Below are 26,187 nucleotides of genomic sequence, written 5' to 3'. Positions count from 1 at the left end.
CCCGTACGTGACCAACCGCCACCGCAACGCTCCCCGTAGCCGCAGACGCACCCGCCAGATCACCTCGCGCACCCATTGGCTGCTGCTGAGCGTGCTTGCGGTGACCCTGTCCGCGGTCCTGCTGCTTCAGGGCTACACCCACCACATGTTCGGCATCACCTCGGACGACGTGACCGGCGCCAAGGGCAGGAACGACCTGGTGCCCAGCCAGGTGACCCACGGCGGCCCCGTGATCGCGGGCGCCGCCGGCTCTCCCCACACCGCTCGCGTGAAGGCCCGCACCATCGCGCTGACCTTCGACGACGGCCCGGACCCCACCTGGACGCCACGCATCCTGGACGTGCTGCGCCGCAACCACGTGCACGCGACCTTCTTCGTCGTGGGGAGCCAGGTCGTCGCCCACCCTGAGCTGGTCCACCGCATCGTCGCCGAGGGTCACCAGATCGGCATCCACACCTTCACCCACCCCGACCTGGCCCACCTGGCTCCGTGGCAGCGTTCGCTGGAACTGCGCGAAACGCAGCTGTCGGTGGCCGGCGCCGCGGGCGTCACCACGGCACTGCTCAGACCGCCGTACTCCTCGAAGAACGATGCGCTGGACGACGCCGACTGGTCCGTCCTCGAGCAGGCCGGCGCGGCGGGCTATGTCACGGTGCTCACCACCAGGGACGCCGAGGACTGGCAGCGTCCCGGCGTGGAGCGCATCCTCGCCCGCGCCACACCTCACGGTGCCGGCGGGCAGATCGTGCTGATGCACGACGCCGGCGGCGACCGCTCCCAGACCGTCGCCGCACTGACTTCCCTGGTGCCGCGCCTCAAGGCACGGGGCTACAAGTTCGCGACGGTCTCCGACGCCGTCGGCATGACCGCACCCGTCCGGCCCGCCGGCCTCGGCGATCACCTCCAGGGACTGGCCCTCATCAAGGCTCTGCAGGGCGGCGACCGGATCGTCCGGCTGCTCGGCCTGCTGATGTACGCGGCCGGAGCGATCAGCGTGCTGCGTGCCGTCGTCGTGCTGATCGCCGCCCGGCGGCACCGGCGCCTGCGGACGAGCCGACGCGGCCGGGCCTGGGGAACTCCGGTGACCGAGCCGGTCAGCGTCATCGTCCCCGCGTACAACGAGAGTGCCGGGATCGAGGCGGCCGTGCGCTCCCTGCTCGCCTCGGACCATCCGGTCGAGATCATCGTGGTCGACGACGGTTCGACCGACGGCACCGCCGACCTGGTCGACTCGCTCCGCCTGCCGGTACGGGTGATCCGCCAGGAGAACGCGGGCAAGCCCGCCGCGCTCAACACCGGGCTCGCCGTCGCCACCTACGACCTGGTGGTCATGGTCGACGGTGACACGGTCTTCCAGCCGGACACCGTGCGCACGATCGTGCAGCCCTTCGCCGACCCCCGCGTGGGCGCCGTCTCGGGAAACGCCAAGGTCGTCAACCGCGGTGGCCTGCTGGGGCGTTGGCAGCACATCGAGTACGTGGTCGGGTTCAACCTGGACCGCCGCCTGTTCGACCTCGCCGAATGCATGCCGACCGTACCCGGGGCGGTGGGGGCGTTCCGCCGCCGGGCGCTGCTGGACCTGGGCGGCGTCAGCGACGTCACCCTCGCCGAGGACACCGACCTCACCATGGGGCTGTGCCGCAACGGCTGGCGGGTGGTCTACGAGGAGGGCGCGAAGGCGTGGACGGAGGCACCCGCATCCCTGAACGCCCTGTGGCGGCAGCGGTATCGCTGGTGCTACGGCACCCTGCAGGCGATGTGGAAGCACCGTGGCGCGCTGATGCAGCGCGGTGCCGCGGGGAAACTGGGCCGCAGGGGCCTGATCTATCTGCTGCTGTTCCAGGTGCTGCTGCCCCTGCTCGCACCCGTCGTGGACATCTTCGCCCTGTACGGGCTGTTCTTCCTCGACCCGGTCCGGATCCTCGGGCTGTGGTTCGCCTTCCTGCTGCTGCAGTTCCTGATGGGCCTGTACGCGTTCCGCCTGGACGGAGAACGCCCGGGCCCGCTGTGGAGCCTGCCACTGCAGCAGTTCGTCTACCGGCAGTTGATGTACCTCGTGGTGATCCAGTCCGTGTTCACCGCCGTGTCGGGATCAGGCCTGGGCTGGCAGCGCATGGAGCGCTACGGCACCCTGCGGGCCCCGGCAGGTTCCGGGCCGCAGGTGCCGTCACCCCACGACGCTCCACCACAGTCCGCACGCCATGAGACACCGCAGTGGTACTGAGAGCAGGACGTAGCCGCAGCGCCATGATTGATCCATGGGAACTGTGACAGCGCTGTACCGGTATCCGGTGAAGTCGATGCTGGGGGAGGCCGTGGCGGCCGCGACGGTCACCGAACGCGGACTCGCCGGGGACCGGACGTACGCCGTGCTCGACGGGACGGGCGCGGTGGGCAGTGCCAAACACCCGCGCAAATGGGGGGACTTGCTGCGCTGCCGGGGCCGCCTGGACGATTCCGGCAGCGTCCGGGTCGTGCTGCCGGACGGTGCGGCCCTGGGGGTGGGGGATCCCGACCTGGACGAGCGGTTGTCCAAGCTGCTGGGCCGGCCGGTGTTCGTCTCGGCCGACGTACCGGAGCGCAGCAGGCTGGAGCGCGCGGTGCCGGAGTACGCGGGCGGTGTCCCGGAGGCCGTACGAAAGTCGGCGTCCGTCGACGCCACGGGGGAAAGCATCACGACGGGCGGCGTCGCCCCCGGGACGTTCTTCGACTTCGGCCGGGTCCACCTGGTCACCACGGCGTCCCTGGACCGGATGCGAACGGTGTACCCCGCCGGCGACTTCGACGTGCGTCGCTTCCGGCCGAACCTGGTCGTGGACACGGAGGGGGCACCGGGGTTTCCGGAGGACGCCTGGCCGGGTTCGCGGTTGAGAGTGGGCGAGGCGCTGTTCCGGGTCGTGGTGCCCACGCCGCGCTGCGTGATACCCACCCTCGGCCACGACGAACTCCCGCCGGATCCCGGCATCATGCGCGCGGTCGCCCGCGAACACCGCATCCCGGTCTTCGACCTGGGCCGACTCTCGTGCCTCGGCGTGTACTTGGAGGTGCTGGAGACCGGGACCGTCCGCGTGGGCGATCCGATCACGGTGCGGGAAGCCGCGTGAGCAGGTGGCGGAGCCGGTGGCTTGTCAGGTGGACGATCACTCCTGCGGCTACGGGCGTGCCGTGGCCCGAAGATACGCTCCGGCGCGAGCCGCAGCCGCGGCTGCCTCGGCGGCCTGATCCGCCGCGGCTTCGCTGAGCGGGGCGCCGGTGGTCAGCAGGTGGTAGTAGAGGGGGGCGGAAACGGCGCGGATCACCTGGTGCGTATCGGTTCCCTCGGGCAACTCGCCCCGGTTGACGGCCTGTTGCACGCAGGGCGCCCATTCCTCGACGCGGACTTCGTAGAAGCGGTGCAGAGCCTCCGCGGTCTTGGCGTCACAAGTGGCGGCCGCGATCACCGCTTTGAACAGCGCCCCCTGCCGGGGGTCGGCCAGCGTCCGCTGCACGAGTCCGGCGTTCGCCTTGAGGTCACCGAGCAACTCGCCGGTCTCGGTACGGGGAAGTGACTGCTCGGCCATGTCCGTCAGCAGGTCGGCCACGAGGCCGGTCACCGATCCCCAGCGGCGGTAGACGGTCGTCTTGCCCACCTCGGCGCGGCGGGCGATGTCGGCGAGGTCCAAGTGGGCGAAACCGCGCTCGGCCATGGCATCTCCGGCCGCCCGCAGCACCGCCGCCCGCACCCGCGCCGTACGCCCTCCCGGGCGGAGGGTCCCGGGGTCGGCATCCTCAAACTCCATAACGGGACTCCTGTTCCGTTAGTCGACCACGACTGCTACCTTAGGTCATATCGCTAACGGAACTCTAGACCCATTAACGGGATCGGTGTGTCCGTAGGAGAGAGGATCGGTCATGGAGTACAGGCGACTGGGCACATCCGGACTCGAGGTTCCCGCACTCAGCTTCGGTGCCGGCACCTTCGGTGGCCAGGGACCGCTGTTCGGAGCCTGGGGAAACAGCGATGCGCGAGAAGCGCGGCGCCTCGTGGACATCTGCGTCGATGCCGGGATCACGATGTTCGACACGGCCGACGTCTACTCCGGCGGTGCGTCCGAAGAGGTGCTCGGAGAAGCAGTGAAGGGCCGCAGGGACCGTGTCCTCGTGTCCACCAAGGCCGGCCTGCCGACGGGTGACGGCCCGGGCGACGCGGGCTCCTCCCGCTCGCGCCTGATCACCGCGTGCGACGACGCTCTGAGGCGGCTCGGCACCGACTACATCGACCTGTTCCAACTGCACGCATTCGACGCGGGTACGCCCGTCGAGGAGGTCCTGTCCACGCTCGACGATCTCGTGCGGGCAGGGAAGATCCGCTATGTCGGTGTCTCCAACTTCTCCGGCTGGCAGGTGATGAAGTCCCTGTCGGTCGCGGAGAGGTACGGACGTCCGCGCTACGTCGCGCATCAGGTGTACTACTCCCTCGTCGGCCGCGACTACGAATGGGAGCTCATGCCCCTCGGGCTCGATCAGGGACTCGGCGCACTCGTCTGGAGCCCCCTGGGCTGGGGCCGGCTCACCGGCAAGATCCGCCGCGGCCGGGAGCTGCCCGCCAGGAGCCGACTGCATCAGACAGCCGACTACGGTCCGCCGGTCGAGGACGAACACCTCTACCGGGTCGTCGACGTCCTCGATGAGATCGCGCGGGAAACCGGCAAGGCCGTACCGCAGATCGCCATCAACTGGCTGCTGCAGCGACCGAGCGTGTCCTCCGTCATCATCGGTGCCCGCAACGAGGAACAGCTCCGGCAGAACCTCGGCGCCGTCGGCTGGACACTCACACCCGACCAGATGGCGAGACTGGATGCGGCGAGCGGCAAGACGGCCCCCTACCCCTACTTCCCCTACCAGCGCCAGGAAGGCTTCGCCCGACTCAACCCACCCGCGGGCGACGTCACTTCTCCGCCCGCGGCACAGGGACGCCGCGCGAACGTCGAAGCGTGCGCCCGGGATTCCCGGACGCACGCTTCCCCGCGGCTCAGGTCCGGTAGCGGTAGATGATCCGGCCGCGGGTCAGGTCGTACGGGCTGAGCTCCACGAGCACGCGGTCGAACGGGAGGATCTTGATGTAGTTCTTGCGGATCTTCCCGCTGATGTGCGCGAGCACGTGGTGCCCGTTCTGCAGCTCAACTTTGAAGTTGGCGTTCCGCAGGCATTCGAGGACGGTGCCCTCGACTTCCAGGCCATTGGCTGTCCTTGCCAAAGTGTGTCTCTCTTCTCGAGTCGGTGGGTCGGTGGGTCGGTGGGTCGGTGGGTCGGTGGGTCGGGCGGAGTAGGGCGGGTCGTTTCGGTGCGTTTCGCCGCGTGGGCGGGCGTCAGCGGTACACCAGTTCCAGATAGCCGCTGGATCGCCGGGCGCCCGCGCCCTCGAACAGCGCGATCGCAGCCGTGTTGGACTGGTCCACCTCGGCCCAGGCGGAGTCGATCCCATCCCGGTGCAATGCGCTCAACGCGTGGGTCAGCAGCGCCCGTCCGATGCCGTGGCGGCGCTGATCGGCCCGGATCGCGATCAGCCCGATCCGTGCCCGGCGGCGCACCGGCGCAACCCGGACCAGGCCGACGTACTCACCGCCCCGGAGTGCTACCGCGTACTTCGACGGGTCCACCAGCGTGCAACCGGCCGGGCCCGCGAGCACCTGGGCGGGCATGGTGTGCCAGCCGACGGTGGCTTCGACTTCCTCGCGAATCGTACGCTCCAACGCGCGCAGCAGTTCCTCGTCCCCCTCGCCGGCGGGCAGGACCGTCACACCCGCCGGGAGTTGCTGCGCCTCGAGCCCGCTTCGGCGCGGGTGACTGGGCAGCACGTACTCCCACTCCCGCCGTCCGACGGTGAAGCCGAGCCGCTCCCAGCTCGACCTGAGGTCCTGCTCGGCCTCGCCGACCAGGGTGTGGAGCGGTTCAGGAAGGTCCGCCAGCATCGCGGTGGCGAGCTGGTCGAAGATCGCGTCCTGCCATACGTCGATGCTGATGAAGAGCCGCCCGTCGGGCCGGTGCGAGACATCGCCGTGGCCGACAATCCGTTCCGCGTCCACGGCTTCCCATTGCGTCTCCGCGACGCGCGTGATCGCCACAGTGTTCATAGGTGTTCGCCTTTCAGGAGTGCCTGGTTGGAGAGGCGCTCCCGACGACACCTGGGTCAGTCGCACACCGTGACGGAAGGGGGGAGCACCCACCTCGATACAGCGTTCATGGGTCTCACCTCCTCCAGCACGTCACGGTCGACCGCAAGTTACCAGCAGGGACACCGGCCCGGCCAACCCTTTATCGGCGGGATCTTCCGGAGCCCCCTGGGATGCAGGGCACGCCGCGCACACCCATCAGGTCAAGCGTCCCGGACACTTGACTCTGCGGGCGACCGCCGCGATCCTCTCCATGCATTGTGCGGGTCATGACAACCTGATGCCTGATGGGTCGGTCGAACCCGCCATCCCTCCGACCAAGGGACGTGGGCCGTGACGCTGACTCGACGCTGGTACCGCCGACGCAAGAACGTCACCGTGCTGTCGCTGCTCTTCCTGGTGCTGGCCATGACCCTTGGTCTGGCGCCGAGTTCGGCGGCGGGCGGCAACTGGTGGGACCCGACCGCCCGCCCCAATCCGGACTCCCGGATCGACGTCACCGGCGAGCCGTTCACCGGCACCGACTCGGCGGGCGACGTGCGCGGGTTCGTCGACGCGCACAACCACCTGTTCTCGAACGAGGCCTTCGGCGGGCGGCTCATCTGCGGCAAGGTCTTCTCCGAGCAGGGCGTCGCCGACGCCCTCAAGGACTGCCCCGAGCACTACCCGGACGGCACCCTCGCGATCTTCGACTACATCACCCACGGGGGCGACGGCAGGCACGACCCGGTCGGCTGGCCCACCTTCAAGGACTGGCCGGCGTACGACTCGATGACCCATCAGGCCGACTACTACGCCTGGGTGGAGCGGGCCTGGCGCGGCGGGCAGCGGGTGCTCGTCAACGACCTCGTCACCAACGGCGTGATCTGCTCGGTCTACCCCTTCAAGGACCGCAGCTGCGACGAGATGACGTCGATCCGCCTTCAGGCGAAGATGACGTACGCCCTGCAGGACTACATCGACAAGATGTACGGCGGCGCAGGCAAGGGCTGGTTCCGGATCGTCACCGACAGCACGCAGGCGCGTGAGGTCATCAAGCAGGGCAAGTTGGCGGTCATCCTCGGCGTCGAGACCTCCGAACCGTTCGGCTGCAAGCAGATCCTCGACATCCCGCAGTGCAGCAAGGCCGACATCGACAAGGGACTCGACGAGTTGTACGGGCTCGGCGTGCGCTCGATGTTCCTGTGCCACAAGTTCGACAACGCACTGTGCGGCGTCCGCTTCGACTCCGGCGGCCTCGGAACGGCCATCAACGTCGGGCAGTTCCTGTCGACCGGCACCTTCTGGCAGACCGAGAAGTGCACCGGCCCGCAGCACGACAACCCCATCGGCAACGCGGCCTCCAGTGCGGCAAAGGACCTGCCCGCGGGCGTGAAGGTCCCTTCCTATGACAGTGACGCCCAGTGCAACAAACGCGGGCTCACCGACCTCGGCGAGTACGCCGTGCGCGGCATGATGAAGCGCAAGATGATGCTGGAGATCGACCACATGAGCGTCAAGGCGGTCGGCCGGGTGCTCGACATCTTCGACGCCGCCTCCTACCCCGGCGTGATCTCCTCGCACAGCTGGATGGACCTCAACTGGACCGAACGCGTCTACTCGCTCGGCGGCTTCGTCGCGCAGTACATGCACGGCTCCGACGGGTTCGTCGCGGAGGCGAACCGCACCAAGGCGCTGCGCGACAAGTACCACGTGGGCTACGGCTTCGGCACCGACTTCAACGGCGTGGGCGACCACCCCGCCCCACGCGGCGCGGACGCCCCGAACAAGGTCACGTACCCCTTCAAGAGCGTCGACGGCGGCTCGGTCATCGACAAACTCACCACCGGACAGCGCACCTTCGACTTCAACACCGACGGTGGCGCCCATGTCGGCATGATCCCCGACTGGATCGAGGACATCCGCAAGAACGGCGGCCAGGGCGTGGTCGACGACCTCTTCCGCGGCGCCCAGTCCTACCTCGACACCTGGGGAGCGACCGAGCAGCACCAGGCGTCGGTCAATCTCGCCAACGGCAAACCGGCGACGGCCAGTTCGTCCGAATGGAACCCCTTCACCAGCTACCAGCCGGGACGGGCCGCCGACGGCGACAACGGCACCCGGTGGGCCAGCGACTGGAGCGACGACCAGTGGTGGCAGGTCGACCTCGGCGCCACCAACCGGGTCGGCCGCGTCACGCTGGACTGGGAGCGGGCGTACGGGAAGTCGTACCGCATCGAGGTGTCCACCGACGGCGCGAACTGGCAGACCGTCTGGTCCACCACCGCTGGCGACGGAGGCCTGGACACGGCCACGTTCAGCGCCACACCGGCCCGCTACGTTCGCATCCACGGCCTCGCCCGCGGCACCGGCTGGGGATACTCACTCAAGGAAGTGGGCGTCCACAGCGCCTGATTGAGGCAACGACAGTCGAGGACACACATGGCACGCATGCCGTCGGCGGAGCGGCGCACACAGCTGACGGAAGCGGCGATACGGGCGATGGCCCGGGACGGCGTCGCCAAGACGACGACCCGGTCCATCGCCGCCGAAGCGGGCGTGTCCCTGAGCGTCTTCCACTACTGCTTCGACTCCAAGCAGGCCCTGATCGAGTCGGTCATCACGACCCTGACCGACCACTCGGTGACCGTGGTCAAGCGGGCCCTACGGCCCAGGCACACCCTCGTGGAAACCGTCCGGGCGGGCTTCCAGGCCTACTGGGACCACGTCCGGGCCCACCCCGACGAACACATGCTCACGTACGAGCTCACGCAATACGCCCTGCGCCAGCCGGGCTTCGAGCACCTCGCCCGGCGGCAGTACGAGCTGTACGGCGACGCGTACACCGAGCTGATCGACGGCCTGCGCGGCGCGATGGCCGTCCGACTCCGGGTCCCGGTACCCACCTTGGCCCGCTACCTGGCCGCGATGACCGACGGGCTGACCCTCAACTACCTGGTACTCGGCGACGAGTCCGCCTGGACGGACATCCTCGACACGGTGACTGCGCATATCGCGGGGCTGGTTCAGGATGACGACGCGGCCGGCGCGTCCTGCCGGTGCGGCCGGCCCGCTTGTGTTCCTGGTCGGGGAGGGTGTGAGACCGGGTGACCCGTCCACCTGTAGTTCATCGCGCTGTTTCGCGCTGATGACATGTGGCACGGAGCCGTTGCAGTGAGGCGTGCAACGGGTGGGGTGGCCGGCTGGTCGTACTGGGCATCGGAAGCGGTGTCCGACCGGACGACGACCAAGTCCGCGGACGCTGAACCAACTTGAGCTCTGAAACGGGGAGAAACATGTCACGGACGAAGCGTGTGCTGCAGGGCGTGATGGTTGCCGGTGCGGGCGCCGTCGCCCTCGCGACTCTCGCGCCGACGGCATCGGCTGCGCCCGCCGCCACGAAGATTGCGGCGACTACAACGACTGCGACGGCGTACAACGGTGCCTGCGGCAGCGGCTACAAGGTCGTCAACTCCACGCCGATCGGCGACATCGGCACGGCGTACCTCACCTACAGTTCCGCCACCGGCAAGAACTGTGCGGTGGCCATCCGTAACGTCGCCGGTGACCCGGTGTACATGGACCTGATCATCCGGCGCAGCGGCACCGAGATCTTCGACGACCAGGACGGCGGCAACTTCCGGTCCTACGTGGGCCCGGTCTATGTCAAGGCCGCTGGGTCCTGCGTCGACTGGTGGGGTTCGATGGACGGGGTGTACTACGGCGAGTACGGCACCAACTGCGGCTGATCCTGCCCGGGTACCTCCGTGTGAGGACCCCGGCGAGCAGCACGACCTCGCAGCCGCGCAGCCCGGCCGGGCGGACGCGCTGGTGAAGCTGATGCGGCAGTCCTGGGCGCCGCCACCTTCCACGCCCAGGCTGCCGCCGCGGGCGCGTCCTTCCTCACCGCACCCGTCGACCGCGCGTCCGAGCTGCGCGCCTGCTCAGGGGAGTCCCGGCCGATCCACCCGCGGACGCCTGACTCGGCGGATGTCACACATCGTGGGGCTGTCCTGTCTTACCTGTCGATCGGACAGCATCGCGTACAGCGGAAATGAGCACACCCATGAAACAGGCAGGACAGGTCGGCATCGACGCGGCGCCCGTGACCGCACGCATCGACACGCTCGACAGTCTTCGCGAGCACCTTCAGTGGGCGATCGAACTCGAACACGCCACTCTGCCGCCCTATCTCTGCACCCTGTACTCCCTCGACCCGCAGCGAAATCCAGCCGCCGCCCAGGCGGTGAGCAGTGTCTTCGTCGAGGAGATGATCCATCTCGCCCTGGCGGCCAACCTCCTCAACGCGGTCGGCGGGCAGCCGCGCCTGGACCCGGCGACCATGCTGGCGGGCCACCCCCGGACCCTGCCGCACGGTGACCGCTCCCTGACGCTGTCACTGGTCCCGTTCGGGCAGCAGGCCCTTGAGATGTTCCTCCGCCTCGAGAAGCCGGCTCCGCCCGCCGCACCTGCGGAAGGCGACGGCTACGAGACGATCGGGCAGTTCTACGACGCCATCGAACAGGGCCTGCACCATCTGTGCGCCGAACTCGGCGAGGAGAAGGTCTTCTGCGGCGACCCGGCCCGCCAGGTCACGGCCGGCCCCTTCTCGCACACCGGCGGGCAGTTGAAGCCGGTCACCGATCTCGCCTCGGCCCTCGCGGCGATGGAGGAGATCGTCGAGCAGGGCGAGGGCACGGCACGAGGCGAAGTCTGGGACGGCGACCAGGACATCTTCCACCCCGACCGTGACGAGGTCGCTCACTACTACCGCTTCGAGGAACTCAAACTGGGCCGCCGATACCGGCGCGGCGACACCCCCGCGTCCGGCCCCACCGGTGAGGCGATCGCGGTCGACCCTGACGGCATTCTCCCGATGCGCCCCAACCCGCGTATGACAGACCACCCTTCGGGCGACCCGATCCGGACCGCCCAGGAGAAGTTCAGCCAGACGTACTGCACCCTCCTAGATCAACTGGAGCAGGCGTTCAACGGCAGCCCGCAGATGCTCGGGGCAGGGATGGGCACGATGTACGCGCTCAAGGCACAGGCGCTGAGCCTGCTGCAGATGCCCGACGGAGACGAGACGACGGCCGGACCGACGTTCGAGTACGTGGCACCCGACTCCCGACGATCAACGCCGTAGCCACACCCTTGGCCCGCCGGCCTGACGGCCGATGTCCCACGCGCGCCCGCAACCCTCCGGAGGTGCACCATGGACGCCAACAAGGAGGCCGCACGCGGCCTGAACGACATCGAGAACTTCCTCTACAAGGAGGCTCATCTCAGCGGCGCGCACCAGCGCGTGGAAGAGTTCACCGCCCAGGCGGAGGGGCTCACCCACGGCCAGAAGGCGGCCATCGAGCGGTGGTATCTCGAAGAGCAGGCCTACGTCGCCCGAATGGTGACCGCTCACATCGCCGCCCGCATCGGCGAGGTGGAGCAGCAGCACCGCGCCCACCTCGGCCGCTGGCTCCGCGGAACCCTGATCGGCATGGCCGTGATCACCGCGGCACTGCTCACGACGTGCGTCACGGTGATCCTGGCGATATCGCGCTGAAACCGCGGCGCGTGCGCCTGAGCCTGGGACGAGACCGCCCCCATCCGCCGAGGAGCATCAGAGTGCCGGCCCTGCCAGGTCAGCTCGGCCGGTAAGTTGGGCCGTTCCGTCGCCGGCAAGGTGGCCGGTGTTCGTGGCACCGGCCGGGAAGGCCCGTTCGTGCTCAGCAGTCCACCCGCGCACGGCATGCTGCACCACGTCGAGCTGTGGGTGCCGGACCTCGACCGCGCAGCGGCCTCGCTCGGCCGGCTGCTGGAGCAGCTGGGTTATGCCCTCTTCCAGAGCTGGGACGGCGGGCGCAGCTGGCGGCTCGGCCCCACGTACGTGGTCGTCGAGCAGTCGCCGGCCCTGACCGCCGAGCGATACGACCGCTGCCGTCCAGGGCTGAATCATCTGGCCTTCCACGTCGAAGACGCGGCTGTCGTCGAGGAGTTGGCAGCCGATGCCGTCCGGCATGGTTGGCGGCTGATGTTTCCGGAGCGGCATCCGTATGCCGGCGGTGAACGGCACTACGCCGCCTACCTGGAGAACGACGACGGCTTCGAGGTCGAGCTCGTGGCGATCGAACCGCCCGCCCGCAGCTGACCCGACCCCGCGCCTACAGCGGCGCCGGCGACGAGGCCCCCGAGATCAGCAACCGGGGCGTACCCGTTCCGTCCGCCGGAGTGCTCCACAAGTCGCTGCTGCCCACCTTGCCTTGGGACGGGAGGGCGTAGGCGACGGTTTTGTTGTCGAGCCACGTGGCCTGGTCGTCGACGCTGTGGCGTTCGGCCAGGGGGGTTTCCTTCAGCGTCCTGAGGTCGAGGACGTACTCGTGCCACAGGTCCGTGCGGGACAGGATCCGCTTCTTGAAGGCGACGCGGGTCTCGTCGGGGGACAACGACGGGCATTCCACGTTCTCGATCAGCGTCGTGACCTTGTGCTGCGAGAGTGAACCTCGCACCAGGTACGTCTTGTCGGCCGTGTTGAGCGTGGCGTAGAAGGTGTCGTCGTCGTGGGCGAAGGTGACGCCCCAGAAGTTGATGTCCGAAGCGTGGTAGGGCTTGCCGTCCTTGACGACGGAGAACGTCTCCAGGCTGGGGGTCAGCTTCATGGTGCGGGTGTCCAGGACGGAGGTTCTGGTGGAGAAGAAGGCCGAGGAGTACGACTCACCGGACACGAAGACCGTCCAGGCGACGAAGCGGCCGCTGGGGGAGACCCGGGCCCGGCTGGGCGTGCCCGCGAGGGCGAAGGTGTGCCGCGTGCGGAGGCTGGCGTCCAGCAGCAGGGCGCGGTTGCTCTGCTTGAGGACGCCGGTGGTGGACTGCAGGCAGACGCCCGTGCCGGCCGCCGCGTAGAAGCGCGCGCACTTCAGGTCCGTGGCGGTGCGCTTGGCCTCGGGGTCGGTGGACGGGACCGAGGCGACCGCGGTGCGGTGCGGACCGGACGCCTGGTTGACGAAGGTCAGGCGCTGCTTCTGGTCGAGGGTCAGCTTGCCCGAGCCGACCGTCGGGCCACCTGCCTGGGGCTGGTTGGCACGGTCCGCGCGGGCGGCGGCGTGCAGGACGACCCCGGTTCCCACGCCCGCGAGCACCAGGACCGCCGCGACGAATATGAGCAGACGGCGGCGCATCGATGTCATCTGTGGATCCTTGCGGTTCGCGTGGCAGGGGTGGTGGTCATGGTGATCACGGTGGTCATCGGGTTGTTTCGGGGGCCTTGGTCATCGGGTTCCGTCCGCCGGTCGCAGCACCATGCTCGCGACCAGCGCACAGCACAGCAGTCCGATCGCCGAGCCTGCCAGCGCCGGGCCGTCGCCCCACAGCGTCCAGGCGGCGCCGAAGGCCAGCGAGCAGCAGAAGCGGGCCAGTGCCTGGCTGGTGCCGACGATGGCCAGGCCGCTGGCGCGCAGATGGCTCGGGACGATGTCGGCGAGGGCGGCCGGGAGTACGCCGTCGGTGGCCGCGTAGAACGTGCCGTGCAGGGCGAGTACGAGCACCGGGAGGGCCGACGTGGCCGGGGCCCACAGCAGGAGGGCGTAGGCGGCGAGCAGTACCGCGTGCCCGGCGAGGAACACCGTGCGGCGCCCGATCCGGTCGGCCAGGGCGCCGAACGGCACGGCCAGGAGCAGGAAGACCGCGGCGGTGCCCAGCGGCAGCAGCGGGAACCACTCCTCGCCGATGCCCGCCCGCCGTTGCAGGAGCAGGTAGACGAAGGCGTCGCTGACGGTGGTCAGGCCCAGCAGCGCCGCGCACCCCGCGAGCGCCCGCATCCGAGGCACCCGTAGAAGTGCCAGCGCTTCACGGAGGCGAACGGGCTGCTTGCCCTGCGGCAGACCCGCTCCCGCCGGCGTACTCGCATCCTCCGACGTGCCGCCCCGCTTGCGCCCCGGCACGAAGAGCACCAGCACCAGCACCCCGAGCGCGGCGACACACGCACTCACGCCGAACACCGCGTCGTAGCCGTCGACCGCCGCACGCAGGATGAGGAAGGCGGCGAGCGGGCCGAGCATCGCGCCGGTGGTGTCCATCGCGCGGTGCACGCCGAAGGCGCGGCCCTGCTTGGCGGCCGGTGTGGACAGAGAGATCATCGCGTCGCGCGGGGCGGTGCGCAGGCCCTTGCCCGTCCGCTCCAGGGCGAGGACCGCGCCGAGCGTGCCGATGCTGCCGGCGAGCAGGAGCAGCGGCTTGCACAGCGCGGACAGGCCGTAGCCGAGTCCTGCCAGCAGTTTGTGGTTGCGAATGCGGTCGGCGAGGTGGCCACCGGTCAGCTGGACCAGTGCGCTGACGCCGTTGTAGACGCCGTCGAGGGTGCCGAATCCCAGCGGGCTGAAGCCGAGCGTGGTGACGAGGTAGAGCGGCAGGACTGCGGTGACCATCTCCGAGGAGATGTCGGTGATGAGGCTGACCGTGCCCAGGACGAGGACGACCGGGGCGACCTTGCGCCCCGGCCCGCGTCTTGGACCCTGGCCGGCGCCCGCCTTCGGCGGCGCGGAACGGTCGGTGAGATACAAGTCGTGCTCCCCGTACGGTGGTTCAGTGCTGCTGCCGGCTGCTCTCGTCCCGTAGCCAGGTGCCGAAGTCCTGGGCCCGGATGGCCGTTCGGGCTCCGCGCCGGGCGGTGACCGCCGCCGCGAGGAAGACCACGACGTTCGGGAGGAGCTTCGGCTCGCGGCGGAGCATGGCTCTCAGGTCTGCCGTACTCGTGCGTGCCGAGGCCGACGCCTCCCCCGAAACCTGACCCGGTGCGCCCTGATTCTGTTCGACCTGGGCCGTGGACACCGCCGCACGGATACGCCTTCTGATCAGATCCGGCCATGTCCGCGGCGGTTGGATCACGACGGCGGCCGCGTCGACCACGCGGCGCTCCGCCGGCGCGAACGCCAGGGACGCGGCCAGGTCGTCCGCCATGAGGGGTGGCAGCGCGGCGAGGCGGGCGTGCCCGGTCTTGGAGACCGCGATGACGCCCCGGCCGAACAACCCCTCGCGTACGGCGGGCAGTTGCTGCCAGACCTGGTAGTAGGCGCGAACGCGCCACGCACAGGAGGCGAGCGGAATCCGTCGTTCGGGGGCGGCGGCGAGGATGCCCGAGGCCTCGTCCTGAAGTGGTTCGGTCAGCGCCCGTACGTCCGCTCCCGTGATCACGACGTCGGCGTCCACGTAGACGCGGGGGAAGCCCCGTGCCTGGTCGTCGCCCGCCCGCAGCGCGGCGTGCTTCGACGGAACGGGGATCTCGACCACCCGTACGCGTGGGCCGCGCTCGGACGCGACTTTTGCGGTCTCATCCGTGCAGCCGTTGCACACGACCAGGATGTCGGTGTCGTCTGCGGGGTCGGAATCGGCCAACAGTGCATCGAGGAGTCTGCCGATGACAGACGCCTCGTTGTGGGCCGGGATCACAATGCTGGTCACGCGGGCAGTATGCCGCCGGTGTCGTTATTGCGACATGTGTTTCGTCCAACTGTTCCCGAGACTGAGTTACGTGGTCTAGATTGAGCTCCGCCGGACCGGTTTGGGTGGGGAACAGGTTCTTGAGTGTGTGTCACGGTGCGGCATTGTGAATCATTCTGATCAATCTGTAGCCAGCGTGCTGGGTGCATGAGGCGGTTGGGGAACCGCTGACGCGCCCATCGCTTTCCAGTGCCGCTCCGTCCAGGGCACTTCGGTCAGGGGTAGCCGCGCACATGGTGGGGGGGGCATGGCCATTGAGGTCACGCATGAGCGAGCACAGGTGGAACACAGGCGTCCACAAGCTCGCCGAAGACGTTGGGAACACAGGTACCGACTTGCTCTGCTGGTCGCGGACGGCTGCGCCGCAGCTGCCGCGGCCTTCCTGATCCACGCGGTCTACGGCCGCTGGGCGGTGGCCCTGGTGCTGCCCCCGACCTGGATCATCGCCATGTTCGCCCACCGCTCCTACGACCGCAGCGCCCTGGGCCTGGGGTCCGAGGAGTACCGACGGGTGCTGCGCGGTGCTGTCGCACTGCCGGCCCTGGCAGCGGTCGCGTACTGGGTGTTCACCCGTGATTCGGGCCTCCTTCATGACATGATCATGGCTGCGGTGCCCGTTGCCGTGATAGCCGTGGGAGCTCGCTACTCGCTCCGCCGCCGGCTGCACAGACGCTGGGCGCGCGACCGGGACCGCAGCGTGACGCTCCTGGTCGGGCCCTCGCGCGGCATCGTGGAGCTCGCCTCCGTGCTGCGGCGCGGCGGCGCGCAGGAGCTCCAGGTCGCCGGTGTCTGCCTGAGCGACCCGGAAAACGCCGCAGAGATAAGGAAGTTGGGGCTCCCCTTCCTGGGCGGCATCGGCGGCATGAACGACGTCATCCACGCGCTGGGCATCAACACCCTGGTGGCGCTGCCGGTTCCCGGCGCCGACCCCACCGTGCTGCGCCGCATGTCATGGAGCGCGGCCGCACAAGGTGTCGACTTCCTGCTGGCCCCGGTGCTGACCGACGTGTCCGCCCAGCGGCTCGCGGTGCGGCCCACCAACGGGGTGCCGCTGGTGCGGGTCAAGGCACCGGACATGTCCCGGTTCTCGCGGCTGCCCAAGTCACTGCTGGATCGTTCCCTCGCCGCGGGACTCCTGCTGTTGCTCTCGCTGCCCATGCTGCTGATCGCCCTGATCGTGCGGCTGGACAGCTCCGGCCCGGCCCTGTTCCGACAGGAGCGGGTGGGCCGCTTCGGCGACCACTTCACCATGCTGAAGTTCCGCACCATGCGGGTCGATTCGGAGGCCCTGCGGGCGGAGCTGCAGCACCTCAACGAGAACAGCGACGGACTGCTGTTCAAGGTGAAGAAGGACCCGCGGGTCACCCGGTTCGGCTCGTTCCTGCGGCGCAGCTCGCTGGACGAACTGCCGCAGCTGATCAACGTGGTCAAGGGCCACATGTCGCTCGTCGGCCCGCGCCCGTCGCTGCCCGAGGAGGTCGAGGAGTACACGCCGGACATCAAGCGCCGGCTGCTCGTCAAGCCCGGCCTCACCGGACTGTGGCAGGTCAGCGGACGCTCCGACCTGCCCTGGGACGAGGCGGTCCGGCTCGATCTCGGATACGTGGACAACTGGTCGATGGGCCTGGACCTGTCGATCCTGGCGCGCACCGGGTCCGCAGTGGTGCGAGGAACGGGGGCCTACTGATGGACCGAGGAAAGAGGAAGCAAGTGACGCAGACCACGGAGCCGTTGGGGGTCGCGGTCGTCGGGGCCGGCTACTGGGGTCCCAACCTCGTACGCAACTTCCAGGCCAGCGACCGCTTCCGGCTGCGTTGGCTGTGCGACCTCGACGTGGACCGGGCCAAGCGGGTCCTCGGCGCCTACTCGACGGTCGAGGCAACCTCCGACTACGCGGCCGTCCTCGCCGACCCCGACGTGGCCGCCGTCGCCGTGGCCACCCCGGCCGGCACCCACCTCGACATCGCCCTGGCAGCCCTGCGCGCCGGCAAGCACGTCCTGGTGGAGAAGCCGCTCGCGGCCACCTACGCCGACGGACTGCGCCTGGTCGACGAGGCGGAGAAGCGCGGTCTCACCCTGATGTGCGACCACACCTACTGCTACACGCCCGCCGTGGGCCGCATCCGCGAGCTGGTCCGCGACGGCGAACTCGGCGAGATCCACTTCGTCGACTCGGTCCGCATCAACCTCGGGCTGGTGCAGAAGGACATCGACGTGATGTGGGACCTGGCCCCGCACGACCTGTCGATCCTGGACTTCATCCTTCCCGACAACGTCGAGCCGGTCGCCGTCGCCGCCCACGGGGCCGATCCGATCGGCGCCGGCCAGGCCTGCGTGGCCTATCTGACGCTCCAGCTCAACACCGGGGCCATCGCCCACGTGCACGTCAACTGGCTGTCGCCGACCAAGGTGCGCACCACCATGGTGGGCGGCTCCAAGCGCACCCTCGTGTGGGACGACCTCAACCCCGCCCAGCGCGTGGCGATCTTCGACCGGGGTGTGGACCTGGCGTCGCCGCAGGAGATCGGTGCGGACGAGCGCCGCGACATGCTCATCTCCTACCGCTCCGGCGACATGGTCGCGCCCGCGATCGGCGAGAAGGAAGCGCTGCGCAGCATGGTCGACGAGTTCGGCGACGCGATCCGGCAGCGCAGGGCGCCGCTGACCGACGGCCGGGCGGGCCTGAGGGTGCTCGACATCCTCGAAGCGGCCTCCCGGAGCCTCGAGTTCAAGGGCGCGGTCGTCGGCCTGCGCGCCGGGCGTTGAGCAAAACCGAGTCAGCGATGCAATTCCCTGAGAGGGCACAGCAGTTGAGCAGCGTACGTGGCAAGAAGATCCTGGTCACCGGGGGAGCGGGCACCATCGGCTCCAACCTCGTCGACCTGCTGGCCGAGGGCGGCGCCCGCGAGGTCGTCGTCCTGGACAACTTCGTGCGCGGACGGCGCGCCAACCTCGCCCAGGCCCTGCCCAGCGGGGTCGTGGAGGTCGTCGAGGGCGACGTCCGGGACGTGGACACCGTACGGAAGGTCACCGAGGGCGCCGACCTGGTGTTCCACCTGGCCGCGATCCGCATCACCCAGTGCGCGGAGGAGCCCCGGCTCGCCAACGAGGTCCTGGTCGACGGCACCTTCAACGTCCTGGAGGCGGCGGCCGAGGCCGGCGTCGCCAAGGTCATCGCCTCCTCCTCGGCGTCCGTGTACGGCATGGCCGAGGACTTCCCGACGACCGAGCGCCACCACCCGTACAACAACGACACCTTCTACGGCGCGGCGAAGGCATTCAACGAGGGCATGCTGCGCAGCTTCCACACCATGTACGGCCTGGACTACGTGGCGCTGCGCTACTTCAACGTCTACGGCCCCCGCATGGACATCCACGGCCTGTACACCGAGGTGCTCATCCGCTGGATGGAGCGCATCGAGGCGGGCGAGCCGCCGCTGATCCTCGGCGACGGCCTTCAGACCATGGACTTCGTCGACGTCCGCGACATCGCCAGGGCCAATGTGCTCGCCGCCGAATCGGACCTGACCGACGAGGTGTTCAACGTCGCCAGCGGCACGGAGACCTCCCTGAAGGAGCTCGCCGAGGGCCTGCTGGAGGCGATGGGCGCGAGCGGTCTGGAGCCGGTGCACGGGCCCGCCCGCGCGGTGAACGGCGTGACCCGCCGCCTCGCCGACACCTCGCAGGCCGCCGGCCGGCTCGGCTTCACGGCGCAGATCGACCTGCGCACGGGCCTGAAGGACCTGGTCGAGTGGTGGCGCGCGGAGCGGTCCGCCGCCAAGGAGGCGGCCAAGTGAGCACCGACCGCATCCCGGTGATGATCCCCTGGCTCGGTGAGGAGGAGGCCAGGGCCGCCTCCGACGCCGTGCTTTCGGGGTGGGTCGCCCAGGGGCCGAGGGTCGCCGCCTTCGAGCGGGCCTTCGCCGAACGTGTCGGTGCCGAGCACGCCGTCGCCGTCAGCTCCTGCACCACCGCCCTGCACCTCTCCCTCGTCGCCCTCGGCCTCGGGCCCGGCGACGAGGTCGTGGTGCCCTCGCTGTCGTTCATCGCCACCGCCAACGCCGTCCGCTACGTCGGAGCCGAGCCGGTGTTCGCCGACGTCGACCCCGTCACCGGCAACCTCACCCCGGCCACCGTGGACGCGGTGCGCACCGCGCGCACCGAGGCCGTCCTCGCCGTCCACCAGGGCGGCGTCCCGGCCGACGTGCACGCACTGCGCGCCGCCTGCGCCGACTGGGACCTGCCGCTGGTGGAGGACGCGGCCTGCGCCATCGGCTCGACCGTCGGCGGCAAGCCCGTCGGCCACGGCGCGCTGCTCGCCGCCTGGTCCTTCCACCCCCGCAAGCTCGTCACCACGGGCGAGGGCGGCATGGTCACCACCGACGACGCCGAATGGGCGGCCCGCCTGCGCCGGCTGCGCGAGCACGGCATGAACGCCTCCGCGGCCGAGCGCCACGCCAGCGACAAGCCCACGCTGGAGAGTTACCTCGAGGTCGGCTTCAACTACCGTATGACGGACGTCCAGGCCGCCATCGGCCTGGTCCAGCTCGGCAAGCTCGACGCGATGATCGCCCGCCGCCGGGAACTGGCCGCACGCTACGAGGAGTTGCTGGGCGACCTCCCCGGCCTCACCCCTGTACGTGATCCCGCGCACGGGCAGAGCAACTTCCAGTCCTACTGGGTGCTGCTGGCCGAGGACTTCCCCGTCGGCCGGGACGACCTGCTCGCCGCACTCGCCGCGGCCGGTGTCTCCGCCCGGCGCGGGATCATGGCCGCGCACCTGGAACCCGCCTACGCGGAGCACCCGAGCGCGCCGCTGCCCGTTACCGAGCGCCTGACCCGCCACTCCCTGATCCTGCCGCTGTTCCACACCATGACCGAGGCCCAGCAGGACCGCGTCGTGGCCGTACTGCGCGAACAGGCCGGTAGATGAACGAACTTGTGATCGTCGGGGCGGGCGGCTTCGCCCGGGAGACCGCGCAGGCCGTGGCCGCCGCGGGCGAGTTCAAGCTGCTCGGGCACCTCGACGACAACCCCGCCCTGCACGGCACCGAGGTGGACGGCGTACCCGTCCTCGGCGGCTGCGACCTGGTCCACGAGCTGCCCGCCGCCCAGGCGGTGATCTGCGTCGGCAACCCGGGGGACTACGCGGCCCGCGCCCGCCTCGCCGACCGGCTCGACCTGCCCAGGGAGCGCTACGCCACCGTCGTCCATCCGACGGCGGCGGTGTCGGCGACCTCGCGGGTGGGGCCCGGCTCGGTGCTGCTCGCGCACTGCGTGCTGACCGCGGCCGTGCGGGTGGGCGCCCATGTGGCCGTGATGCCGCATGTCGTGCTCACCCACGACGACGTGGTCGAGGACTTCGCCACCCTCACGTCCGGCGTCCGCCTGGGCGGGAGCGCACGGCTGGAGCGCGGGGCCTACGTGGGCTCCGGCGCCCTGATCAGAGAAGGCACGACGATCGGCGCCTGGTCGCTGATCGGGATGGGGAGCGCCGTGCTCGGTGACGTGCCGCCGGGCGAGGTCTGGGTGGGGAGCCCGGCCCGGCGGCTGCGCGCGGCGGATGCGCCCGCGCTCGATCAACTCGCGTCGCACACACACGACTTCGCGACGCATGCACTGGGGGGACCAGTCACATGAACCAGATTCCGCTTGTGGACCTCAAGGCGGCCCACGAGGAGGTCGCCGACGAGGTACGGGCCGGATTCGACCGAGTCCTGGCCAACACCGCGTTCGTAGGCGGCGACGAGGTGCGGCAGTTCGAGCGCGAATACGCCGGCTTCGGCGGCACCACGCACTGCGTGGGCGTCGCCAACGGCACCGACGCCGTCGAACTCGCCCTGCGCGCGAGCGGGGTGGGCCCCGGCGACGACGTCGTACTGCCCGCCAACACCTTCATCGCCACCGCCGGCGCGGTGGCCCGCATCGGCGCCCACCCGGTCCTGGCGGACTGCCTGCCCGACAGCTACCTGCTCGACCCGCAGGCCGCCCTGGACGCGATCACTCCGGCCACCCGCGCGATCGTCCCCGTCCACCTCTACGGGCAGATGGCCGACGTGACGGCCCTGACCGGTCAACTGCCCGACGGTGTACGGATCGTGGAGGACGCCGCCCAGTGCCAGGGCGCGAGCCGTGACGGCCGCACCCCGGGCAGCGGCCACATCGCGGCCACCAGCTTCTACCCGGGCAAGAACCTCGGCGCCTACGGCGACGCGGGCGCGGTCCTCACCGACGACGAGGAACGCGCCGGCCTGGTGCGCGCGATCGCCAACCACGGTGGCGTCGCCAAGTACCGCCACGACGTGGCCGGGTTCAACAGCCGCCTGGACGGACTCCAGGCCGTCGTCCTGCGCGCCAAGCTGGCCCGGCTGGCGGACGGCAACGCGGCCCGCCGGGCGGCCGCGGCCCGCTACGACGCGCTGCTCGCCGGCCTCGCGTCGGCCGGCCGCGTCGTCCTGCCGGTGACCGCACCCGGCAACGTCCACGTCTGGCACCTGTACGTGATCCAGGTCGCCGGAGCCGACCGCGACGACGTCGTCGGCAAGCTCAACGCCGAGGGCATCGGCGCCGGAGTGCACTACCCCGCGCCGGTCCACCTCACCCCGGCGTACCGCCGACTCGGCCACAGCCGAGGCGACTTCCCGAACGCAGAGCACGCGGCGGACCGGATCCTGTCGCTGCCCCTGTATCCGCAGATCACCCCTGACCAGCAGCAGCGCGTCGTCGACACGCTCACCGACGCACTCGCAGGCTGACGGTCCCCAGAGTTCCACGCTCCATCACCGGCCCGCCGGCCGGTCCAGCACAGCACCGCTGAGAGGTACTTATGAAACGTTGGAGCAGACGGATCAGAGGCACACGCCTCGCCGTCGTGGCGGCATTGATCTTGGCGGTGCTCCCGCTGGCCGGGTCCGCACAGGCGGCGTCCGATCCGTGCGGGTCGGGCTCGAACCCCATCGTGTGCGAGAACTCCAAGCCGGGCACCCCGAAGACCGACTGGTTCTCGCCCAACGCCTACGGCGACATCAAGGGCTTCACCACCAAGGAGAGCGTCCAGGCGGGCGACACCGTCCAGTTCAAGATCCAGTCGAAGTCCGCGTACAACGTCCAGATCTACCGGCTGGGCTGGTACGGCGGCGACGGCGCCCGCCAGATGTCGACCGCTGCCCAGGCGGCCGTGACGTACCCGGCCAACTACACGACCAAGCCCGCCGGTTGCACCACCAAGAGCACCGGCCTGGTCGACTGCGGCAACTGGCCCGTGACCGCGAGCTGGACCGTGCCCAGCGACGCCGTGTCCGGACTGTACATCGCGAACCTGACGCAGACCGACGGCGACGGCCTGATGCCGTACCCCTTCGTCGTGCGCAACGACTCCAGCACCTCCGACGTCGTCGTGCAGACCAGCGACCAGACCTGGCAGGCCTACAACGACTACGGCGGCCAGGACCTCTACGGCGGCCTGGGCCCCGCGCCCGACGGCCGCGCCTACGAGGTCAGCTACAACCGGCCGCTGGACATCGGCGGCGACAACGGCATCTACGGCTCCGAGTACATGATGCTGGCCTGGCTGGAGCGCAACGGCTACGACGTCAGCTACACCTCCGGCGTGGACGTGTCGTCGGCGAACGGCGCCACCCTGCTGAAGAAGCACAAGGTGTACCTGTCCTCCGGCCATGACGAGTACTGGACGCAGAGTCAGTACTCCAACGTCCTGGCGGCCCGGAAGGCAGGCGTACGGCAGGGCTTCTTCAGCGGCAACGAGGTCTTCTGGAAGACCCGCCTCGCCCCGAGCATCGACGGCACCAACACGGCCGACCGCACCCTGGTCTGCTACAAGATGACCAAGATGGAGCAGAACAACGGCATCGCCGATCCCAGCGGGATCTGGACCGGCACCTGGATGGACCCGGCCAGCAAGAACTACGGCCAGGACTACCAGCCGCCGAACATCCTCACCGGCTCCATGTTCACCGTGAACGGCTACCGCAGCGACGCCATCACCGTCCCCGGCTCGTACGGCAAGAACCGGATCTGGCGCAACACCTCCATCGCCAATCTGACCTCCGGCCAGACCGCCACGTTCCCGACGGGCACCCTGGGCTACGAGTGGGACAGCGACCTCGACAACAGCACCAGACCCGCCGGGGCGATCGACGTGTCGTCCACGACGGTCGACATCAACGACGCCAAGCTCCGCATGGACTGGGGCAACGTCTACGGCAACGGCACCGCGACGCACAACCTTGTCGAGTTCCGCGACCAGGACTCCGGAGCCCTGGTGTTCGGTTCGGGGACCGTGCAGTGGTCGTGGGGTCTGACCAACGTCCCCACCTACAACCCCAATGACACGGTGGTCACCGAGGACTCCCGGATGCAGCAGGCGACGCTGAACGTCTTCGCCGACATGGGCGTCCAGCCTGCGACCCGGCAGAGCAACCTGGTCGCGGCGACGGCCACCACCGACACCACCGGCCCGACCGTCACCGTGACGAGCCCGGCCTCCGGGGTCACCGTCCCGGCGCTGAAACCGGTCACCGTCAAGGGCACCTCCTCCGACTCCGGCGGCGTGGTGGCCCGCGTGGAGGTCTCCACCGACGGCGGCTCGACCTGGAAGGCCGCCACCGGCCTGTCCTCGTGGACGTACACCTGGACCCCGACCAGCCCGGGCGCGGCCAACATCAAGGTCCGCGCGGTCGACGACAGTGTCAACATCGGCGCCGTCACCACCATCCCGATCACCGTCGGTCCCCAGGCCTGCCCCTGCACCATCTGGCCGGCCTCGGCCGTGCCCGGCACCGTCAACGGCGGCGACGGCAGCTCGCTGGAGCTCGGCGTCAAGTTCCGTACCACGGTGGCCGGTTCGATCACCGGCGTGCGCTTCTACAAGTCGCCGGCCAACACCGGCACGCACACCGGCAGCCTGTGGACCGCCTCCGGCACCCGCCTGGCCACCGGCACCTTCTCCGGCGAGACCGCCTCGGGCTGGCAGCAGCTGAACTTCGCCACCCCGATCAGCGTCAAGGCCAACACCACCTACGTCGCCTCGTACTTCGCCCCCAACGGCGGATACTCCTACGACGGCGGCTACTTCAACGACAGCGACGCGGGGCTGGCCCCGCTGACGGGCCTGAAGTCGGGCACCGACGGCGGCAACGGCGTCTTCCACTACGGCTCGACCAGCGCCTTCCCGAACTCGCAGTCCTCGGGCAGCAACTACTGGGTCGACGTGGTGCTGGACACCTCCACCGCCAGCACGACCCCGCCCACCGTCACCTCCACCTCCCCGACCTCGGGGGCGACCGCCACGTCGATCACGGCGCCGGTGTCGGCCACCTTCAGCGCGGCCGTCGACACCGACAGCGTGACCTTCACGGTCAAGGACCCGGACGGGAACGCGGTGCCGGGATCGGTCACGTTCCCCTCGGCGAACAAGGCGACCTTCACCCCGTCGACGCAGCTGTCGCTGCACACGACCTACACCGCCTCGGTGCAGGCATCCGACGTGTGGGGCAACGCCATGACGGACCCGGTGACGTGGTCCTTCACCACCGACTCCACCCCGCCCGCGGTCACCTGCCCGTGCACCCTGTGGCCCGCTTCCGCGACGCCGGCCACGACCGATGTGACCGGTGACGCCAACTCCGTGGAACTGGGCACCCGGTTCACGTCCTCGGCGGCCGGCTGGATCACCGGTGTCACCTTCTACAAGGGCACCGGCAACACGGGCACCCACACCGGCAGCCTGTGGTCGGACACCGGCACGCTGCTGGCGAGTGGGACCTTCACGAACGAGACGGCCTCCGGCTGGCAGACGCTGACCTTCGCCACCCCGGTGGCGGTCACCGCCGACACCCCGTACGTCGTCTCCTACCATGCGCCGAACGGCAACTACGCGGTGGACGGCGGCTACTTCGCCGGTGCCCACCAGTCGTATCCGCTGACCGGCACGGCCGACACCACCGCGCATCACAACGGGCTCTACCGCTACGGCGCCGACCCGGCCTTCCCCAACGGCTCCTACGGATCCGCGAACTACTGGGTGGGCCCCGTCTTCACCGCCGACAACCCGAGCGCGTCCCTGGCGACGGCCACCTCGGAGGCGACAGCGTCCTCGGTGGCGCACACCGCCGACGCGGCGAGCGCCCTGGTCATGACCGTGGACAAGTCGGCCGCGGTGTCCTCGGTCAAGGCGACCGTGATCATCGTGAAGGGCTCCAAGGCCGCCAGGAAGCTCCACGTGACGGCCGTCGTCTCCTACAACCGGGCGACCCACAAGGCGTCCGTCCATCTCTCCACACCCCTGCCGGACGGCACACGGTTCAAGGTCACGGTCACGGCGAGGGACAAGCACCGCCACACGGTGAAGTCCCACAGCTGGACCCTGACCAGCAAGACCGTCGTCAAGAAAAAGAAGAACTGACCCGTCCGCACGCACCGTCGGGGGGGGGGGGGCCCCGGCCCCCGGCCCCCCCCCCCCCGGGGGGGGGGTGGGGGGGGGGGGCGGGGGGGGGGGTTGGGGGGGGGAACAAAAAGGGCCCCAACAACACGGGACAGGCGGAGGGCG

22 protein-coding genes are annotated in these 26,187 nt (G+C 69.8%); 16 read left to right on the top strand and 6 right to left on the bottom strand.

What is annotated here, in order from left to right; translation table 11 throughout:
* Window positions 1-7 precede the first annotated feature (7 nt).
* Together ACIBN2_RS18685 and ACIBN2_RS18680 are read left to right on the top strand one after the other, a co-directional pair.
* Entirely contained in the window at window positions 8-2,224 is a 2,217-nt protein-coding gene (locus ACIBN2_RS18685) for a bifunctional polysaccharide deacetylase/glycosyltransferase family 2 protein (protein WP_399135553.1), read from the top strand.
* A 34-nt stretch (window positions 2,225-2,258) separates the two neighbouring features.
* Window positions 2,259-3,104, top strand: a complete 846-nt coding sequence (locus ACIBN2_RS18680; RefSeq protein WP_399135552.1) for an MOSC domain-containing protein — start codon at window positions 2,259-2,261, stop codon at window positions 3,102-3,104.
* A 48-nt stretch (window positions 3,105-3,152) separates the two neighbouring features.
* Here ACIBN2_RS18680 and ACIBN2_RS18675 read toward each other — a convergent pair whose 3' ends face one another.
* A complete protein-coding gene (locus ACIBN2_RS18675) occupies window positions 3,153-3,779 on the bottom strand; it encodes a TetR/AcrR family transcriptional regulator (RefSeq protein ID WP_399135551.1) in 627 nt (208 codons plus the stop codon).
* 112 nt (window positions 3,780-3,891) lie between these two features.
* Here ACIBN2_RS18675 and ACIBN2_RS18670 point away from each other — a divergent pair, with 112 nt between their 5' ends.
* A complete protein-coding gene (locus ACIBN2_RS18670; protein WP_399135550.1) occupies window positions 3,892-5,034 on the top strand; it encodes an aldo/keto reductase in 1,143 nt (380 codons plus the stop codon).
* On the opposite strand, the gene infA is transcribed toward ACIBN2_RS18670, so the two are convergent.
* Window positions 5,012-5,236: a translation initiation factor IF-1 gene (infA, locus tag ACIBN2_RS18665; protein ID WP_399135549.1), complete on the bottom strand. Its 225-nt coding sequence runs from the start codon at window positions 5,234-5,236 to the stop codon at window positions 5,012-5,014. The genes ACIBN2_RS18670 and infA overlap by 23 nt on opposite strands.
* A gap of 112 nt (window positions 5,237-5,348) precedes the next feature.
* The gene (locus ACIBN2_RS18660) at window positions 5,349-6,113 is read right to left on the bottom strand and encodes a GNAT family N-acetyltransferase (RefSeq protein ID WP_399135548.1); all 765 of its coding nucleotides are present in this window, start codon (window positions 6,111-6,113) and stop codon (window positions 5,349-5,351) included.
* A gap of 372 nt (window positions 6,114-6,485) precedes the next feature.
* Here ACIBN2_RS18660 and ACIBN2_RS18655 point away from each other — a divergent pair, with 372 nt between their 5' ends.
* The 6 genes from ACIBN2_RS18655 to ACIBN2_RS18630 all read left to right on the top strand — a co-directional run bounded on the left by ACIBN2_RS18655 (window position 6,486) and on the right by ACIBN2_RS18630 (window position 12,276).
* Complete coding sequence (locus ACIBN2_RS18655; protein ID WP_399135547.1) at window positions 6,486-8,546, top strand: discoidin domain-containing protein; 2,061 nt, start codon at window positions 6,486-6,488, stop codon at window positions 8,544-8,546.
* Between the two features lie 27 nt (window positions 8,547-8,573).
* The gene (locus tag ACIBN2_RS18650) at window positions 8,574-9,242 is read left to right on the top strand and encodes a TetR/AcrR family transcriptional regulator (RefSeq protein ID WP_399135546.1); all 669 of its coding nucleotides are present in this window, start codon (window positions 8,574-8,576) and stop codon (window positions 9,240-9,242) included.
* Between the two features lie 185 nt (window positions 9,243-9,427).
* Window positions 9,428-9,880, top strand: a complete 453-nt coding sequence (locus ACIBN2_RS18645) for a spore-associated protein A (protein WP_399135545.1) — start codon at window positions 9,428-9,430, stop codon at window positions 9,878-9,880.
* A 317-nt stretch (window positions 9,881-10,197) separates the two neighbouring features.
* Complete coding sequence (locus ACIBN2_RS18640; protein WP_399135544.1) at window positions 10,198-11,277, top strand: ferritin-like protein; 1,080 nt, start codon at window positions 10,198-10,200, stop codon at window positions 11,275-11,277.
* A 69-nt stretch (window positions 11,278-11,346) separates the two neighbouring features.
* On the top strand, window positions 11,347-11,691 hold the full coding sequence (locus ACIBN2_RS18635; RefSeq protein WP_399135543.1) for a hypothetical protein: 345 nt from the start codon (window positions 11,347-11,349) through the stop codon (window positions 11,689-11,691).
* Between the two features lie 186 nt (window positions 11,692-11,877).
* Complete coding sequence (locus ACIBN2_RS18630; protein ID WP_399135830.1) at window positions 11,878-12,276, top strand: VOC family protein; 399 nt, start codon at window positions 11,878-11,880, stop codon at window positions 12,274-12,276.
* A gap of 13 nt (window positions 12,277-12,289) precedes the next feature.
* Here the strand turns inward: ACIBN2_RS18630 and ACIBN2_RS18625 are convergent, their stop codons facing one another.
* From ACIBN2_RS18625 to ACIBN2_RS18615, 3 genes are all read right to left on the bottom strand, one after another.
* Window positions 12,290-13,312, bottom strand: coding sequence for a TolB family protein (locus ACIBN2_RS18625; protein WP_399135542.1), 1,023 nt, complete (start codon window positions 13,310-13,312; stop codon window positions 12,290-12,292).
* Window positions 13,313-13,393: 81 nt separating this feature from the next.
* On the bottom strand, window positions 13,394-14,683 hold the full coding sequence (locus ACIBN2_RS18620; protein WP_399135541.1) for an MFS transporter: 1,290 nt from the start codon (window positions 14,681-14,683) through the stop codon (window positions 13,394-13,396).
* 22 nt (window positions 14,684-14,705) lie between these two features.
* Window positions 14,706-15,581: a glycosyltransferase gene (locus tag ACIBN2_RS18615; protein WP_399135540.1), complete on the bottom strand. Its 876-nt coding sequence runs from the start codon at window positions 15,579-15,581 to the stop codon at window positions 14,706-14,708.
* A 319-nt stretch (window positions 15,582-15,900) separates the two neighbouring features.
* On the opposite strand from ACIBN2_RS18615, the gene ACIBN2_RS18610 reads away from it, so the two are divergent.
* From ACIBN2_RS18610 to ACIBN2_RS18580, 7 genes are all read left to right on the top strand, one after another.
* Window positions 15,901-17,307, top strand: a complete 1,407-nt coding sequence (locus tag ACIBN2_RS18610; protein WP_399135539.1) for a sugar transferase — start codon at window positions 15,901-15,903, stop codon at window positions 17,305-17,307.
* Window positions 17,308-17,330: 23 nt separating this feature from the next.
* On the top strand, window positions 17,331-18,386 hold the full coding sequence (locus ACIBN2_RS18605) for a Gfo/Idh/MocA family protein (RefSeq protein ID WP_399135538.1): 1,056 nt from the start codon (window positions 17,331-17,333) through the stop codon (window positions 18,384-18,386).
* Window positions 18,387-18,430: 44 nt separating this feature from the next.
* Complete coding sequence (locus ACIBN2_RS18600) at window positions 18,431-19,417, top strand: SDR family NAD(P)-dependent oxidoreductase (RefSeq protein ID WP_399135537.1); 987 nt, start codon at window positions 18,431-18,433, stop codon at window positions 19,415-19,417.
* Window positions 19,414-20,553, top strand: coding sequence for a DegT/DnrJ/EryC1/StrS family aminotransferase (locus tag ACIBN2_RS18595; RefSeq protein WP_399135536.1), 1,140 nt, complete (start codon window positions 19,414-19,416; stop codon window positions 20,551-20,553). The genes ACIBN2_RS18600 and ACIBN2_RS18595 overlap by 4 nt, the downstream gene beginning before the upstream one ends.
* Window positions 20,550-21,260, top strand: a complete 711-nt coding sequence (locus ACIBN2_RS18590; RefSeq protein ID WP_399135535.1) for an acetyltransferase — start codon at window positions 20,550-20,552, stop codon at window positions 21,258-21,260. The genes ACIBN2_RS18595 and ACIBN2_RS18590 overlap by 4 nt, the downstream gene beginning before the upstream one ends.
* Complete coding sequence (locus ACIBN2_RS18585; protein ID WP_399135534.1) at window positions 21,257-22,375, top strand: DegT/DnrJ/EryC1/StrS family aminotransferase; 1,119 nt, start codon at window positions 21,257-21,259, stop codon at window positions 22,373-22,375. The genes ACIBN2_RS18590 and ACIBN2_RS18585 overlap by 4 nt, the downstream gene beginning before the upstream one ends.
* Before the next feature lie 116 nt (window positions 22,376-22,491).
* Window positions 22,492-26,043 (top strand): DUF4082 domain-containing protein, encoded by a 3,552-nt coding sequence (locus tag ACIBN2_RS18580; RefSeq protein ID WP_399135533.1) that lies wholly within the window; start codon window positions 22,492-22,494, stop codon window positions 26,041-26,043.
* The last annotated feature ends 144 nt before the right edge of the window (window positions 26,044-26,187 follow it).

This window comes from Streptomyces sp. NPDC050534 (assembly GCF_044457745.1).
Taxonomy (GTDB): Bacteria; Actinomycetota; Actinomycetes; order Streptomycetales; family Streptomycetaceae; genus Streptomyces.
This window is presented reverse-complemented; position numbering and strand designations above follow the sequence as displayed.